Annotated in this window: 17 protein-coding genes; 10 read left to right on the forward strand and 7 right to left on the reverse strand. The window is 68.1% G+C overall.

Translation table 11 applies throughout. The features are described 5' to 3' along the window. Window positions 1-4 precede the first annotated feature (4 nt). The 3 genes from ABZX61_RS44865 (at window position 5) to ABZX61_RS44875 (ending at window position 1,955) form a co-directional block, all read left to right on the forward strand. On the forward strand, window positions 5-394 hold the full coding sequence (locus ABZX61_RS44865) for a hypothetical protein (protein WP_355203906.1): 390 nt from the start codon (window positions 5-7) through the stop codon (window positions 392-394). Beyond that, window positions 391-1,302, forward strand: a complete 912-nt coding sequence (locus tag ABZX61_RS44870; RefSeq protein ID WP_355203909.1) for a hypothetical protein — start codon at window positions 391-393, stop codon at window positions 1,300-1,302. The genes ABZX61_RS44865 and ABZX61_RS44870 overlap by 4 nt, the downstream gene beginning before the upstream one ends. Window positions 1,303-1,454: 152 nt before the next feature. Continuing rightward, window positions 1,455-1,955, forward strand: a complete 501-nt coding sequence (locus ABZX61_RS44875; RefSeq protein WP_355203911.1) for an AAA family ATPase — start codon at window positions 1,455-1,457, stop codon at window positions 1,953-1,955. 6 nt (window positions 1,956-1,961) lie between these two features. Here the strand turns inward: ABZX61_RS44875 and ABZX61_RS44880 are convergent, their stop codons facing one another. Both ABZX61_RS44880 and ABZX61_RS44885 read right to left on the reverse strand, forming a co-directional pair. Then, window positions 1,962-2,876 (reverse strand): DUF4158 domain-containing protein, encoded by a 915-nt coding sequence (locus ABZX61_RS44880; RefSeq protein ID WP_355203987.1) that lies wholly within the window; start codon window positions 2,874-2,876, stop codon window positions 1,962-1,964. 240 nt (window positions 2,877-3,116) lie between these two features. Next, a complete protein-coding gene (locus tag ABZX61_RS44885) occupies window positions 3,117-3,470 on the reverse strand; it encodes a hypothetical protein (protein ID WP_355203914.1) in 354 nt (117 codons plus the stop codon). 135 nt (window positions 3,471-3,605) lie between these two features. On the opposite strand from ABZX61_RS44885, the gene ABZX61_RS44890 reads away from it, so the two are divergent. The 4 genes from ABZX61_RS44890 to ABZX61_RS44905 all read left to right on the forward strand — a co-directional run bounded on the left by ABZX61_RS44890 (window position 3,606) and on the right by ABZX61_RS44905 (window position 8,623). Continuing rightward, on the forward strand, window positions 3,606-4,706 hold the full coding sequence (locus ABZX61_RS44890; RefSeq protein ID WP_355203916.1) for a tyrosine-type recombinase/integrase: 1,101 nt from the start codon (window positions 3,606-3,608) through the stop codon (window positions 4,704-4,706). Next, the gene (locus ABZX61_RS44895) at window positions 4,703-5,038 is read left to right on the forward strand and encodes a helix-turn-helix transcriptional regulator (protein ID WP_355203919.1); all 336 of its coding nucleotides are present in this window, start codon (window positions 4,703-4,705) and stop codon (window positions 5,036-5,038) included. The genes ABZX61_RS44890 and ABZX61_RS44895 overlap by 4 nt, the downstream gene beginning before the upstream one ends. Beyond that, window positions 5,035-6,513 (forward strand): hypothetical protein, encoded by a 1,479-nt coding sequence (locus ABZX61_RS44900; protein ID WP_355203922.1) that lies wholly within the window; start codon window positions 5,035-5,037, stop codon window positions 6,511-6,513. The genes ABZX61_RS44895 and ABZX61_RS44900 overlap by 4 nt, the downstream gene beginning before the upstream one ends. Before the next feature lie 1,237 nt (window positions 6,514-7,750). After that, entirely contained in the window at window positions 7,751-8,623 is an 873-nt protein-coding gene (locus ABZX61_RS44905) for a hypothetical protein (protein WP_355203925.1), read from the forward strand. 275 nt (window positions 8,624-8,898) lie between these two features. Here the strand turns inward: ABZX61_RS44905 and ABZX61_RS44910 are convergent, their stop codons facing one another. Further along, entirely contained in the window at window positions 8,899-9,858 is a 960-nt protein-coding gene (locus ABZX61_RS44910; RefSeq protein WP_355203928.1) for an aminoglycoside phosphotransferase family protein, read from the reverse strand. Between the two features lie 682 nt (window positions 9,859-10,540). After that, window positions 10,541-11,230 carry a helix-turn-helix transcriptional regulator gene (locus tag ABZX61_RS44915; protein ID WP_355203931.1) on the reverse strand — a complete coding sequence of 230 codons (690 nt, stop codon included), beginning with the start codon at window positions 11,228-11,230 and terminating at the stop codon, window positions 10,541-10,543. Between the two features lie 175 nt (window positions 11,231-11,405). Between ABZX61_RS44915 and ABZX61_RS44920 the strand changes: the two genes are divergently transcribed. Next, window positions 11,406-11,822, forward strand: a complete 417-nt coding sequence (locus ABZX61_RS44920; RefSeq protein ID WP_355203934.1) for a nuclear transport factor 2 family protein — start codon at window positions 11,406-11,408, stop codon at window positions 11,820-11,822. 16 nt (window positions 11,823-11,838) lie between these two features. Here the strand turns inward: ABZX61_RS44920 and ABZX61_RS44925 are convergent, their stop codons facing one another. Then, a complete protein-coding gene (locus ABZX61_RS44925) occupies window positions 11,839-12,279 on the reverse strand; it encodes a hypothetical protein (protein ID WP_355203937.1) in 441 nt (146 codons plus the stop codon). Beyond that, entirely contained in the window at window positions 12,276-12,917 is a 642-nt protein-coding gene (locus ABZX61_RS44930) for a dihydrofolate reductase family protein (RefSeq protein WP_355203940.1), read from the reverse strand. Before ABZX61_RS44930 ends, ABZX61_RS44925 begins: the two co-directional genes overlap by 4 nt. Window positions 12,918-13,023: 106 nt before the next feature. Here ABZX61_RS44930 and ABZX61_RS44935 point away from each other — a divergent pair, with 106 nt between their 5' ends. Next, window positions 13,024-13,893, forward strand: coding sequence for a LysR family transcriptional regulator (locus ABZX61_RS44935; protein ID WP_355203943.1), 870 nt, complete (start codon window positions 13,024-13,026; stop codon window positions 13,891-13,893). Window positions 13,894-13,989: 96 nt separating this feature from the next. Here the strand turns inward: ABZX61_RS44935 and ABZX61_RS44940 are convergent, their stop codons facing one another. Next, window positions 13,990-14,223 (reverse strand): hypothetical protein, encoded by a 234-nt coding sequence (locus tag ABZX61_RS44940; protein WP_355203946.1) that lies wholly within the window; start codon window positions 14,221-14,223, stop codon window positions 13,990-13,992. A 104-nt stretch (window positions 14,224-14,327) separates the two neighbouring features. Here ABZX61_RS44940 and ABZX61_RS44945 point away from each other — a divergent pair, with 104 nt between their 5' ends. Then, window positions 14,328-14,468 carry a hypothetical protein gene (locus ABZX61_RS44945; RefSeq protein WP_355203989.1) on the forward strand — a complete coding sequence of 47 codons (141 nt, stop codon included), beginning with the start codon at window positions 14,328-14,330 and terminating at the stop codon, window positions 14,466-14,468. Window positions 14,469-14,504 lie beyond the last annotated feature (36 nt).

The raw sequence follows: 14,504 nt of genomic DNA on the forward strand, positions 1-14,504 counted from the left end.
ACCCATGGAGGATGGCGCCACGATCGAACTCGCCGACCGGCTGCTCGCCGAGCTGCCTGCGCTGCTGGACCCCGGCGACGTGGCCGCCACGGCCGAGGAGCTGTCCGCCCTGATCGAGCGCGGACGCGGCGGCGAGCCCGTCGATGAGGAGATCCTCAGGTTCCTGCGCCGCCATCCGCCCCTGCGGCGGCGCGCCGCCGAGCTGGTCGACAGCGAGAGCAGCCGCGGCGTGCAACCGCCCCCGGGCCCCGGCCGCGCGCCGATGCCGCCCAGGTACGTCTGCCCGCAGGACGGCTACGAATGGTTCCATCTCGACCTGGCCAAACCCGTTCCCACCTGCCCTAACGACGGCGCTCCCCTGGTCCGCGACCACGAGGGCGGGACCGGCCCGTGAACCCGATCGGCCAGAGCCTGGGCACCAACCTCGTCGAACAGCTCGCCCCTCGCGTGCTCACCCCCGCCTTCGGCTTCTGGGCCGGCGGCCTGCTCGCCCTGTGGACCTCCGGCTACGGCAGGACCTGGGCCACCGGCCTGGCCGCCCTCCCGACGGTGCTGCAGTTGCTCCTGCTCGCCGCGGTGCTCATGCTCGTCGCGGCCTCGGCGGTCATCGCCGAACACCTGACGCTGCCCGTACTCCGCCTGCTCGAGGGCTACTGGCCCGGGCGCCTGGGGGCCCCGCTGCGGAAGCGGACCGTACGCCGGCGCGAGCGCATCGAGCGGAGCCTTCAGGAGCTGACCGCCAAGGCGTTCCACGGCGAGGCGGGCCCCGAGGACGAGCGCCTGCGCGCGATCGCCGAACAGCGGCTCTTCGACCTCCCGGCGGAAGCCTCGTCCGCCATGCCCACCCGCCTGGGCAACATCCTGCGGGCCGCCGAGGACCGCCCCCGCGCCCGGTACGGCCTCGACCCCGTCCTGTGCTGGCCCCATCTGTGGCTCTCGCTGGACAAGGAGCCTCAGGAGGAGCTCACCCTGGCGCGCAAGGGCCTCGACGACGCCGCCCGGCTGTGGCTGTGGTGCCTGCTCTTCGCCGTCTGGACGCCCTGGAGTTGGTGGGCCCCGCTCGTCACGCTCCTCGGCTGCCCGGCCGTCTACTACGGCGCCATGCTCGCCAGGGCCCGCGCGTACGGGCTGCTCATGCAGTCGGTCTTCGACCTGTACCGGCGCCGCGTCTACCGCGGACTCCGCTGGCCGCCCCCCGCGGACGCGGCCGGCGAGCCCGCCGCGGGCCAGGAGGTCACGACGTATTTGTGGCGCGGCATCGCCCCACCGGGCATGCGCTTCGCCACGGAGGACGAGGACTGACCTCGGCCGTTTCACGGGAACGTCAGGTGCGCCGATCTCGCAGGGCCTGCAGCAGGTCGGCGACCCGGGCCTCGGCGGCTGCCGCTTGAAGGTCCGTAAGGCGCGTCAGGCAAGTAGGGCGCTCGCGTTCGATGCACCGTTATGATGCGGACGTGGCGGTGATCTTCATAACCGGTATGTCCGGCACCGGGAAGTCGACGGTTCTCGGTGAGCTGGCGAGGCTTGGCTATCGGGTTGTGGACACCGACTATGGCGATTGGATGGAAGACGTTCCAGCTCCTGACGGCACCGGCACTGAGCTGCAATGGCGTGAGGATCGCATCACCGAGCTGATCGCCGAACACGAAGTCTCAGGTGTGCCGCTCTTCATCTCCGGAACGTCCCGGAACCAAGGCGAGTTCTATCCCAGGTTCGATCAGGTCATCTTGTTCAGCGCACCCCTCGAGGTGATGCTCGAGCGTATCGCCGCGCGTGAAACCAACCAGTTTGGCAAGACCCTCGACGAACGCGAGAGGGTCATCAAAGACACGGCCGAGGTCGAGCCGCTGCTCCGCGCATCGGCAACGATGGAAATCGACACACGTCAGCTGCTCACCGAGACTGTAAGTCAGTTGAGGGATCTCATCGGCCAGGTCAAGACCGGTAAGCCTTAACGAGGCTCAAACAGGAGTCCCCGCCTTGCGCAGCTTCGGGAAGGTGCGCAGCTGCTCGGCCTTGCCCGCCCGCTCCGCGCGCGCCAGCAGATCGAGCACGTCCAGGGCGTCATCGACCGAGGAGGTCTCCAGGTGCCGGACGGTGGCCAGCAGCGTCGCGCCCTGTCGGTGCTCGGCCAGATCCCGAAGGGTGGGCGCCTTGGCCGCCAGCCCGTATCGGGCCAGCGCCCCGAGCCTGACCGCCGGCACCGGATCGGTCGCCACCACCCCAGCGCCGAGCCGGGCGATCTCAGCCACCCGGCGCAATTCCTCGGCCATCACCCGGCCCGAGGCCTTCCTCGGCGGCGTACGCAGCCGCTCCAGCTCCGAACGACGCTTGCCGTCCGGCACCGCCAGCAACCCCACCAACGCGGCGCGCATCTCCTGCGATAACCGGCCCGACAACAGCGCGTGCAGCCGCTCGTTCTCCGCCCGCCGGACCTCCCCGACCAGCCGCACCAGCACGGTGATGCCCGGCAGCAGGATCCGCTCCTTGAGCAGGTGCACCCGCGTCCGGTCGAACAACGCCCGCGGCCCCTCCACCGACGCCCACACCCGCGCCGCCACGTACTGGCGCACCTCCTGCTCACATACGCCGAAGTCGCGGTAACCGAGCAGCTCGCGGATCTGCCACGCGTGCTCGTAGGCGGTCTTGGGCCGCTGCCTGTAGTCGGCGAAGCAGGCCGGATCCAGATCCAGCTGCTCGGCGACGAAAGCGACCGCCCCGGACGGGACCGCGAGCGGGTTCTCAGTCAGAAAGACCCCGAGCATCCGCACGGTCGTCCACTGCACGGCCAACCCCAGCCGGGTGGCCGGCGGCGTTTGTCGGCCAGCGCGTCCAGCGCCGCGCGGTCCAGCCGGAAGAACTGCTCCAACTCCGATGCTGTCGGCTCCTCAGGGAAGCGGCCGTAGCGGGCTACTTGCTCATCTGAGAGAAATTCGAATGGCATGAGCCAGGACCGTAAGCCCACCCACCAGGGCAAACGGTCCTCGTCATTGAACCGAAACGAAGATCAAGTTTCTAGCGCCAATTTCTGCACCCAGGCTCCGAGTAGTCGCTATTGCAGTTGGTGGAATCTCCGATCACCTGACACCTCGCCTGTCGCCCGGCCGGGATTGCGATCAGGGTGTGGCAGCTGCCTCGCGTTCGGCGAGGTACTCGTCGAGGAGGTTGAACAGGGCGTCGATGACGAGTTCTTCCTGCTCGGCGGACAGCTCCCAGCGGTCCCAGGTGGCGACGGCGATGTGGCGCACCTGTCCTGACCAGTGGTGACCGCAGGTCTCGCCGCGGCGGGCGATGAGCCATTCCGTCCATCCCTGCAGGCCAGGACCGCCGTGGCGCTTGGCGTGCTGGTCGTAGCCTTCAAGGAATGCCTCCAGGCCTGCCAGTCGACCGCCGATAACGAACATCCCTGGTCGGCGTCTGATGGTCGCGAAGTACTCGCGCTCGCTCATCTGGGTCAAGGGCGTGGTCATGATCGATGTTCCCACCTGCGTACTTGCCAGGCGATTACCTCTGATGAAAGATTCCTTCGTTTGATGTAACCGAACGGAGGGTGACGAATCGTGAGCCGGGACGGGGCGGTGCCGGGTCCGGCGAGCTTGCAACTTGTGGCTGGAACGGTGTTGCTGCGCCCGCACGAGCAGGTGGCTGACGCCATGCTGGACGGATGGCGCAACCAGCAGCTCGCGCGCAACCTCGCCTTCTCCACGATTGAGGGCAGACTGAACGCGGTCAGAGCCTTCGGCCGTCATGCCGACACTCATCCCTGGGAGTGGACGCCGAAAATGGTCGACGACTGGCTCGGCGACCTACGCGCGGTCCGGCATCTGAAGCAGTCGACCCTGCGCAATTACGCTGAGGCCGTCCGGTCATTCTGCGCCTTCATCACCAACCCGGCCTACGGGTGGGCGGCCGAGTGCGAGCGCCGGTTCGGCACACACCCCATCCAGGTCTGCCACGAGTGGAACACTGCCACCCACCTGCAGGAGTCCGAGGCCGATCCGGTCAAGCGCGCCTTCACCCGCGATGAACTGCAAGCCTTCTTCGACCATGCCGACGAGCAAGTCGAGCGGATCAGCGGAGCCGGCCGCAAAGGCTGGCTGCCCGCCTTCAGGGATGCCACCTTGTTCAAGACCGCCTACGCCTACGGTTTGCGCAGACGGGAGACGCGGATGCTCGACCTGGTCGACTTCGGCCCCAACCCTCACGCTCGCATGTTCGGCGACTTCGGGGTTTGTTACGTCCGCTTCGGCAAGGCCATGAAGGGCTCCCCGCCCAAGCGCCGCAGCGTGCTGACCGTCGGCCCGCGAGACGGTGTCGGCGGCTTGGACTGGATCGTGGAGATCCTCTCCCAGTGGGTCGAAGAGGTCCGCCCGGCCTTCGCCAACGCGCACGGGCTCGCGCTCTGGCCCTCCGAACGCAGCCTGCGCATCGGGTTCTCCCAGATGAACACCCGCTTCGCCACCTACCGTGACGCGCTGGGACTCGATCAGGGCCTGGACTTTCACTCCTTCCGCCGCTCCTACGTCACCCACCTGATCGAGGACGGCTGGGATCCCCGGTTCGTCCAGGAGCAGGTCGGTCACGAACACGCCTCCACCACCTCGATCTACACCTGCGTCTCCTCCGACTTCCGCACCCGCACTCTGCGCAAGGCGATGGAGAGCACGGTCGACGCGGCCCTGCGCACCGGAAGGAAGAACCGATGAAACGCCAGGTCAGCTACCAATGGCGGCTGCGCGAGGTTATGGCTGCCCACGGGATGTTCAACGCCACCGATCTCGCCCAGCCGCTGGCCGACCGAGGCATCACCCTGTCGTCGGTGCAGATCTGGCGCCTGGTCACCCAAAGCCCCGAACGCCTGTCGCTCCCGGTCCTGGCAGCACTCTGTGACATCTTCAACTGCACCCCGGCCGACCTCATCGCCACCAGAGCCGAGGATGCCAGGCCACGCCGCACCGCCACCGGTGAAAGCGGAGGCCCAGTGACCGATCTGGCGGCCATCCGGCCCAAGCGCGCCCGCATCCGGGCCCAGGAATGAGCACATCCTCCGCGCAAGAGAAATACCAGCGCTGGCACATGGGCGAGTGCGTCCGTTGCGGCCGTCGGGCGTCCAAGGCCGCCAACTGGGAAGGGCTGATCTGCCGGACCTGCTGCGAGAAGGCGGCGCGCACCTACGGCATCTGCCCCGGCTGCGGCACCGACCGATTGCTGCCGGGCCGCCACAACGGCAAACCGGTCTGCCGGGACTGCTCGGGCATCACCCGCGACTTCCGCTGCGCCCGTTGCGGCATCGAAGCCCACCTTCTCGGCGGCCGTCTCTGCGAACGCTGCACCCTGCAGGACCGGCTCGACACACTCCTCGAGGACGGCACCGGACGCGTCAGCCCCGGGCTCGTCCCGCTGCATCGCATGCTCATCGGCATGCCTCGACCGAAGAGCGGGCTGGCCTGGCTCAGGAGTGTGAAGGTTCAGGATCTGCTGACCGCCTTGGCGGCCGGGGCCATGCCGCTCTCTCATGAGGCGTTTCACGAACATCCCGATTGGCGGCCCGCTGCCCATCTTCGCGATCTTCTCATGTCCTGCGGCCTGCTCCCCGAGGTCGACAAGCATCTGCTGCATGTCGAAAGTTGGCTGCAACGGCGCCTGGCCGAGCTCGCCGATCAAGACCGCCTACCGGTGCTGCAGCGGTTCGCGACCTGGCACCAGCTGCTCAAGCTCCGAGAGCGGGCCGCTCACCGCCCGCTGGCCGCCAGCACGGTGGTCCACACTACCCAGGAGTTCAACCGAGCCCACGAGTTCCTCCTCTGGCTCATGCAGCGGCACCGCCCCCTCGACCGGCTGGGCCAAGACGACGTCGACCTCTGGCACGCCACGCACAAGCCTCACGAGCATCGTTCCCTACGCGCTTTCCTCACCTGGGCGATGCGCACCGGGCGCATGCCACGAGGGCTCAGCCTGCCACGGCTCAATCGGGTGGAAGCACGACCGCTCACCCAGCATCGGCGGCTCGAACTCCTGCGCCGAGTCTTGGATGAGGCGGCCGGTCCGGTCCGTTCACGGGCCGCGGCCTGCCTGATGCTGCTCTACGCTCAGCCCACCAGCCGCATCGTCCGGCTCACCCTTGACGACATCGTCCACGAGGCCGACGGCCAGGTCCTCATCCGTCTGGGCGACCCACCCACTCCGGTCCCCGCCCCCTTCTCCGACCTGCTGCTCCGTGCAAGAGCCGAGCGCACCAACATGAACACGGCCGCCAACGCCGATGCGCGATGGCTCTTCCCCGGGCGCCGGGCCGGCCAGCCACTCCACCACCGCAGCCTCGCCGACCTGATCCGCGGCCTCGGCATCCCTGGCCGAGCCGCCCGCACCGCCGCTCTCCGGCAACTGGTTCTCCAAGCCCCCGCTCCCGTTATCGCACAGGCCCTCGGCTTCCACGACAAGACCACCACCCGACTCGCCTCCGAAGCGGGCGGGACATGGAGCCGCTACGCCCCAAACGATCACACTCAGTGAACAGAGCAGAGAGGGGAACAGGAACTCAGATCACACGATCATCGATCTTTACCAGTCTCGCCCCCGGAGCAGGAAGCCGGCCGGGAGCGCGCCGCCCGCGAGGACCTGGCCACCCAACTCCGTGCCACCCGCTCGTCGCTGTAGGAGGAGAGCATCAAGCAGGCCGCACTGAACACAAAGGTCACGGAGTTGCGCGCCGGACTGGAGCAGCCTGCGCGCCGCCGAGCGCGGCCGCAGCAAGGGCAGGTAGAGGAGGAGTCCCACGGTTGTGGGCCGGTGACAAGGCCCCAGCCGTAGGCCATACGAGAATAGGGTCGTTACGCAGGGCTGCACGCCACCCGGCCGCAGCCACAGGACAGAAGGGAAAATCATGCTCGAGATAAACATTACCGCATTCGACTTCGATCGCCTCATCGTGGGCTGGGGTAACTGGGACCTACTAATTGGGGGGGGGCAGTGAGTGGGAGAACAACACGCCTGGGAAGAAGCCGACGGATCCTATAGCCGATTGGAGCATGTACTACGACATGGGCCTGAATTGGGCAGCCGTCATGATGGCGCGAGCGTTCCTGACGGCGAACGGTCATGACAGCGAGGTGATATATTATGATTTTAGGAATCAGGATGGGAATTTAGTGCCGGATTCATCTAGCTACCTCATCCTGTCCGACTACGGGTCAGACCCGGACTCGGGCGGCGGCGCGGACGGAAGGGTTTCGCTACCGAACTCAAAATGGCGCCCGATGAGGTGAACGACCGCGGTCCAATCCCCCTGGAAATCCGAGAAGCGTTCGAAGCCTGCCATTCACCCACGAACGCCCCCGGCGAAATGGGGCGTCGTTGTGCCTGCTCAGAGCTTCGCATCCGAGAGCACAAACCCACAGAACGTGCATTTTGTGCCCTGTCGGCCGAGCTGGGCGAACGTGCTCGTTTGGGCTCGGTGACGTAATTCCTTACCGACACCCCCTGGCAGGGGCGCTTCGGGTCTACTCGTCAGGCGGGCCGTTGCTCCACGAGCGCGAGCGCCCGCGCCGTGGTCGCTGCGGCCAAGCCGGGGGGATCAGCACGGCGCCGAGCATCTGCTCCAGCAGCAAGACCGCCTCGATCTCGCTCGGGGGCGGCTCGCCCGCTGGCGGGCCCGGGTCGTCGTCGGGGGGACGGCACGGCCCTCGATCTCGTCGGTGGGGCCGGTCGGCCACTGCACCGCATCGGCCTCTGTGCGGGGCTGAGAACGATCTTGGCGGCCGTTCCCCGCGCGGGCGGGCCGATCATCGTCCGTCGCCGCCGGGAGGCTCCAGGAGGCGATCACATCCCACCACTCCTCGCGCTCGGCACGGTGCTCGGCCAGCGTCGCCTGATACTCGTCCTCCCTGCCGGTCTCGATGGCCACCTCCTGAAGGGGTCGTCTCGATCCGGCCGCCGCGCCACATCCGGCGGCGAGCGGGCGCAAGGCTGGGCTGATGGAGCCCGTGCCGTCGTCGAAGACGGTGTGGATCAGGTCGGTCAGGGTGCATCTGGTGCAGAGACGACCTGTATAGAGCTGGCCTTCATGTCTGCAGCGAGAGCAGGAGAACGAGCGGGTGATGCCGGCGCAGTCCCGGCAGATCGCGAACTCCTCCGACGCGCGCTCAGCGACGAGAGACTCGCCCTCCCCACCCGCGCCTCGGCCTGCCTCATGCTCCTCTTCGCCCAACCGATCACACGGATCGTTCGCCTCACGCTCGACGACCTGATCTCACTTGACGGCGAGCTCCACGTTCGACTCGGAGACCCGCCCACATCGGTCCCCGAGCCCTTCGCAAGCCTTCTACTCCAGCTGGCCGACGAACGGCCCCATCTGAACACTGCCACCAACCCCGGTGCTCGCTGGCTCTTCCCCGGCCGCCGAGCTGATCAACCCGCCAACCCCGGCACGCTCCGCGAACACCTACGCCTCGCCGGATTCCTCACCGGCACCGCACGACCAGCAGCACTCCGCCAACTCGTCCTTCAGGCCCCCGCACCGGTCATCGCCAGAGCCCTCGGCTTCCACGACAAGACCACCACCCGAGTCGCCGCCGACGCAGGCGGGACCTGGAACCGCTACGCCCCGAACGACCACTCACAGTGAACGTCCTCAGCGTGACTGGCTCGATTACAGACCTCTTGAGCAGCGACTCCTACCATCTGCCCCTGATCGACTTGACGGGATGCCACGGAGCGCGAGATCCACCGCAAGGGCGCGGATCGGGTTGTGCACGGCCGCCCTGGTGGCCGAGCACCGTCACAGACCAACACCACCCGCCCCGCCAAGCCTGTGGCGGTAGACGTTTTCCAGAGATTGCCATTCACTTCTGATCGAGCGGTCGAACGATTAAATCGGGGCTGCACCCGGATCTCCTGAGCTCAGCCCAGCGCGTCCATCAGGGCGGTGACATAGGCATCCAGTCGCTCCTCCACGGCTCGCGTCGTCAGCTCTGTCCTGCCTGCCTCCCGCCATGGCTGCGACACTAACTGTACTTCTTCTGAGCAGGCCAGCCCGTCCCGCACCTGCCAGTACAGCCGCTCGCTCGCGGCCGCGGCCAGCACCCCGCCAGCCTCCTCGTACGCCTCAGCGAACCGCAGGCCCCACGCCGGTCCGTGCAGCAGCGCGAGATTGGTGGAGCAGTGTGCGACATCGAGGTCTGCCGGGCCCCAACAAGTCCCTGCCCAATCGACGACGCCGGTGATCCGGGCACCCGTCGGCGTTGAGGGCGGCACGTCGAACAGCACGTTGCCGGGTTGGAAGTCCCGGTGCAGGAATCGCCCTTCATAGGACGGCGCGGGCTTGCGGATCACGTCGATCGCCGCGGCCCATGCCGCCGCGTCGGCACCCTTCGGAACCACGACGGTGTCGGCGGTCGTCAGCGTCACATACTTCCGGGGCCGCTCGGCGGGCCGCAGCGCATGGATCGCCACGAGTTGACGGGCCAGCAGAGGGACGCGCGTTTCCAATCCCTCATCGTCGAGGACCGTCCGGCCCGTCAGATGTGTCATCAAGAGCGATGGATACTCGCAATGCGCGGCGGTCGGATCCACCGCGACCAGCCCAGGAGCCGGCACGCCGGTCCCCGCGAGCAGGGACAGAGCGCCGGCCTCCCCGTTCAGTCCGTCCTCGGCGCCCCTCACGTAGAACGGGTCGACGAAGCTCCGCAGCACCAGGTCACGGGTGCCTCCGTCCCGCGTGCCGATGGTCAGCCTCCGCATCTCGGCAGTGATGCCGCCGTGCAGCGCCTCGGTTTTGACGATCCGTTCACCGACCTCCAGGTGCCGACTCACCCAAGCCAGTGTTAACGGTCGGACAGCCGCCTCATCGTGGTTGATCACCGTGCCACTTCATCATCCCGACGGTGGCACGCGCCAAGGCTTTTTGGAGGCGATGGCCGCGCTGCTCAAGCCCCGCGCCCGGCGCGCGTTCCAGACAACCGGGGCGGTGGCTGAGCCGCCGGTGCTCATCCCGTCATGTTGACCAGCGCTTCCTCTGTCACGTCAGCTTTCGGGGTGGGTGGCGCCACGGTCAGATCAAAGCTGCACGCGTCCTCCAGGCCCCACACCCGTCATTGCCAGGGCCATCGGCTTCCACGACAACACCACACCCGAGTCGCTGCTGACGCAGGGGACACCTGGAACCGCTACGCCCCGAATGGCCACTCACGGTGAACGTCCTCAGCGCGACTAGCTCGAATACAGACCACTTGATCAACGACTCCTACCAGTCTCGAAGGCCTTTCTTACCGGCACCCCAACCAGCGGCCCGCCAGGGCCTGTCGGTAAATCGTCTAATGACGACACCCATGATCGGCTACTTGCGGCGGGGTGCCAACAATCGCCAAGGAGGGCGGCACGCCGGGGCGGGTAGACGACCATGGAGACGGTCGTGCCGCTTCCGTGGGTTCGGCGCTTCCGGTGTCGGCCCTGCGTGCGCGGTCCTGTCTGATGAGGAAACCGGATGGCGCGTCGGGTCGATGAGACTGGTGTGACTGGGGTGGCTGAAGAGACGATTGTGACGTCAACTCAAGGTCCTGCGGTGGTCGTGTGCCTCAGCGTAGACCCTGGTCGTGTCGAATAAATCTCCGGTGTCGGCTCCGGCCATCAGCAGCGCCAGATGGAACCGGCTGCGCGCCCCGTACTTCTCCATCAGGTCCGCGACCGTGTAGGTGATGGTGCGCCGGCTCAGGCCCAGCTGCTCGGCCACCGTCTGGTCGGTGCAGCCCTCGGCGAGCAGCGTCACCACGGCGCGCTCCCTGGCCGACAGCCCCGCCGGCCATCGCACCGGCTCGGCCGCCTGCCCCCACAGCCGCTGGTACATCTCGACCAGGGCGCGCACCAGCGGCTTGGCGGTGATCTGCCAGACCCCCTTCAGCGGATCCTCCGGGTCGATGGGCGTCATGACGACCGCCCGGTCGATGATGACCATCTTGGCCGGCAGGGCCGGCAGGATCCGATGTTCGGCGCCGGCGGCGATCAGGCGCACGTCATGGCCCGACGGGGCCGACCCCAGCCAGCGCGTACGCACATCCGGCGGTACCGGGAGCGTCCCCAGCAGCGGGCGCTGGGACGACGCGGGAACCATGACCAGCCGCTCGCTGCGTTCGACGGAGACGATCTCGGCGAACCGGGCCACCACGACATCGGCCCCGAACAGCGGGCACACACCGCGCCCGGCCCGCAGCGACTTCAACCACACCGCCTCAGACATCGCCGGCCCCCTGACGTCCCACCCCGTGCATCCGCATCCTGCCCCAGAAAACCGAGCGGTGGCAACGCGGAGCGGACACCGTTGCGACTTTGCGCAACAACGAGGCAGGAGTGATGCGCGCCTCCCGCTGCGCCCCGCATGGTTCCTTCATCCACCAGCCCCGAAAGGACACCTCATGAACTACGACCTGCGAACCCTGGCCGACCGGGCCGAGCTGCACGACCTGCTGCTGCATTTGGGCCGGGCCCTGGACGAGCACCGCTTCGACGACCTGAACACCGTTCTGACGCAGGACGCCACCGGCACGACCCGCAACGGGACCGGTTCCGGCCGCGACGTCCTAAGCGCACAGATCGAGGCCGGCAACAAGGACTACACCCGCCTGCTCCACCGGTTCAGCAGCGTGCTGATCGACGTCGACGGCGACACCGCGACGATCCGCGCCTACATCACCGCCCTGTCCGGCCACGCCGACAGTCTCGTACCGGCCTCCCGGCGCTACGGGCTGGCCCGCAACAAGGCCGTCCGAACGCCCGACGGTTGGCGGATCAGCGAGCTGAACGTCGAGCCGGTGTTCGTGGTGGAGCAATAACGCTGGGACCTACGACCTATCGGACACCCATCGCCGCTGGTAGTGACTGGAGGCCAACGCCTCCCGCAACGGTCACCTGCCCCGGCGTCCACCGGGCGTCGCCGGCGGGCGTCAGCGGCCCGCTCGGGGTGGACTCGGTCGGCTTGAGGTAGCGGGTCTCGTGCTCGACCCCGGCGTAGATGCCGACGACAGCCCACGTCTCGTGTGAGTGCACGTTGGTCCGCTGGCCCACGTCCCAGACCACGGACGCCATCGACCAGCTGTCGTCGGGGGCGATGTACATCGGGTACGTCAGGTGACGCGCGGCCGAGGCCCGCGTCAGCTCCGGCGGCAGCCGGTACCCCTCGGCCAGGAGCGCCGACATCAGCTCGCCGACCCGTGCCGTGATCTCGTGCTCGTCGCCGGTGCTGTCCACCAGGAGTGCGACGTCGTCGATGAACGTCTGGAGGCGGTTCATGACACTCTCCGGTACTTGAGGTGGGTGACGCCGGGCGCCTCGACGGCCCGTACCTGCTCAAGCCGTACGTCCCCGAGATTCTCCAGGAGGCGGGAACCACCACCGAGCAGCACCGGGACGACGTGCAGTTCGAGCACGTCCAGCAGCCCCGCGGCCAGGTACTGCCGGACGACCTGGCCGCCGCCCCACACCATGACGTCCTTGCCGTCGGCGGCCTTCTTCGCCTGGTCGAGTGCCGACTCGATCCCGTCGGTGACGAAGTGGTAGGTGGTCCCGCCCTCCATCTCCACCGGGCCGCGCGGGTGATGGGTCACGACGAACACGTCGTAGTGGTACGGCGGGTTGTCGCCCCACCAGCCCTTCCACTGCTCGTCGACCCAGGGGCCGCCACCGATGGGGCCGAACATGTTCCTGCCCATCACCGCGGCGCCGATGTTCTCGATCGACTGCTCGAACACCGGCGTGCTCGGGTTCACCTCGCCGCCCTCCTCGCCGTGGGCCCGGCGGAAGGCGGCCAGCGTGGCCACCCAATCGTGCAGCCGCTCGCCGCCCTCTCCGAGCGGATTCTCCACGCTCTGGTTCGGGCCGGCGACGTACCCGTCCAGCGAGATCGAGATGTGACACCTCAGCTTGCTCATCTGTGTCTCCTCAGTCGGCTTGTCCGCGTTCACCAACGAGCATGGCGCGGCAAACAGATGACGTCTAATGGCAATATTTCGGGACATCCATCGATATTCTCGATACATGCTGAACCTGGTCCATCTCAGGGTTCTGGCCGCGGTGGCGCACCTCGGGTCCGTGACCGAAGCGGCGAAACACCTGCACTACTCGCAGTCGTCGGTGAGCCACCACCTGGCCCGCCTGGAAGCGGCCACCGGCGTCCGGCTCATCCAGCGCGTCGGCCGCGGCATCCGCCTGACCCCGGAAGGCCGCCTGCTGGCCGGCCGCGCCACCGAGATCCTCGGCCGCGTCGACGCCGCGGCCAACGAACTGGCCACCCAGGCCAGCCTCCAATCGGGCCGCGTCCGCCTGGCCGCCAACGCCTCGCCCCTGAGCACGATCGTCCCCAAGGCGGCCGTCGCCCTGGAACAGGCGTACCCGGGACTCGAACTCATCCTGATCGACCGCCACCCCGTCGAAGCCCTGCAGATGCTGCGCCAGGGCGAGGTCGACGTCGCCCTGATCTTCCGCTACGCCAACACCCCGGTCGAGGAGGAGGACGAGGGCTTCCGCCTGGTCCACGTCGGCGACGACCCCATCTACCTCATCAGCCGCCAACCGGGCGACAGCCTCACCAACCACCGCGGCTCCCCCTGGATCGGCGGCTGTGAACGATGCCAGAACGAACTGATCAACATGTGCCGCCGCGAAGGCTTCACCCCGCGCATCGCCTCGCTCAGTGACGACATGGTCGTCGTCCAGGCCCTCGTCGCCGCCGGCAAGGGCGTCACCACCCTGCCGGGACTCGCCCTCCAGGCCCACCGCCGGCCCGACATCCACGCCACCGAGCTGACCGACTTCACCCGCCGCCTCTACGCCGTCACCTACGGCGACCCACCCGACCCACCGGCCACCGTCGCCCTGATCCAGGCCATCCAGGACTCCACCCGGTAAGGGTTCGGGCGCCGACGTCGCGGTCGGCGCCAGGCAGGTGCTCGCCGTGCTGAACCGATCACGTTGTGGGCGTCAGCGCCGTACACTGCGGACTCTTTAAGCGTCGCCGCGCGGCCGGTGGTCGACGGTGAGGATGGCGATGCCGCCGCGCTCGGCGCGCGGCAGCATCCGCCCGGGCTGTTCCTCGCGCGGCGCGATCGTCAGGCGCCAGGCGGTGCGGGCCTGCCAGGTCCGGGCCTGATCGGCGGCCAGGCTCCGGTAGTGGGCCTGGCGGCGACTGGCGCCGCGCCCCTTCTCGGGCGCGGTGACGGGGTTCTCGTCGTGGTTCACGCGTCGTCCTGCTGGTCGACGTCGTCGGCCGGGGCGGGGTCGCCCGGCGGCAGTTGCCAGGCAAGAAGAAGACCGGCCGCCCCCGCGCCGTCGGCCCGGCCGAGTTGGCCACGCTGCGCCGCCTTGTCGCCGACGGCGTCAGCATCACCGAAGCCGCCCGCACCTTGAAGATCGGCCGCTCCACCGCCTACGAAGCCCTGGCCGAGACCCATCAGCCTCAAATGCGGACAAGGTCAGGCCCTTGATCATCGGCGCTTGGGGCCGGTGACACGCTCGTTAAC

It is taken from the genome of Nonomuraea sp. NPDC003709, assembly GCF_040610775.1.
GTDB classification, from domain to species: domain Bacteria; phylum Actinomycetota; class Actinomycetes; order Streptosporangiales; family Streptosporangiaceae; genus Nonomuraea; species Nonomuraea angiospora_A.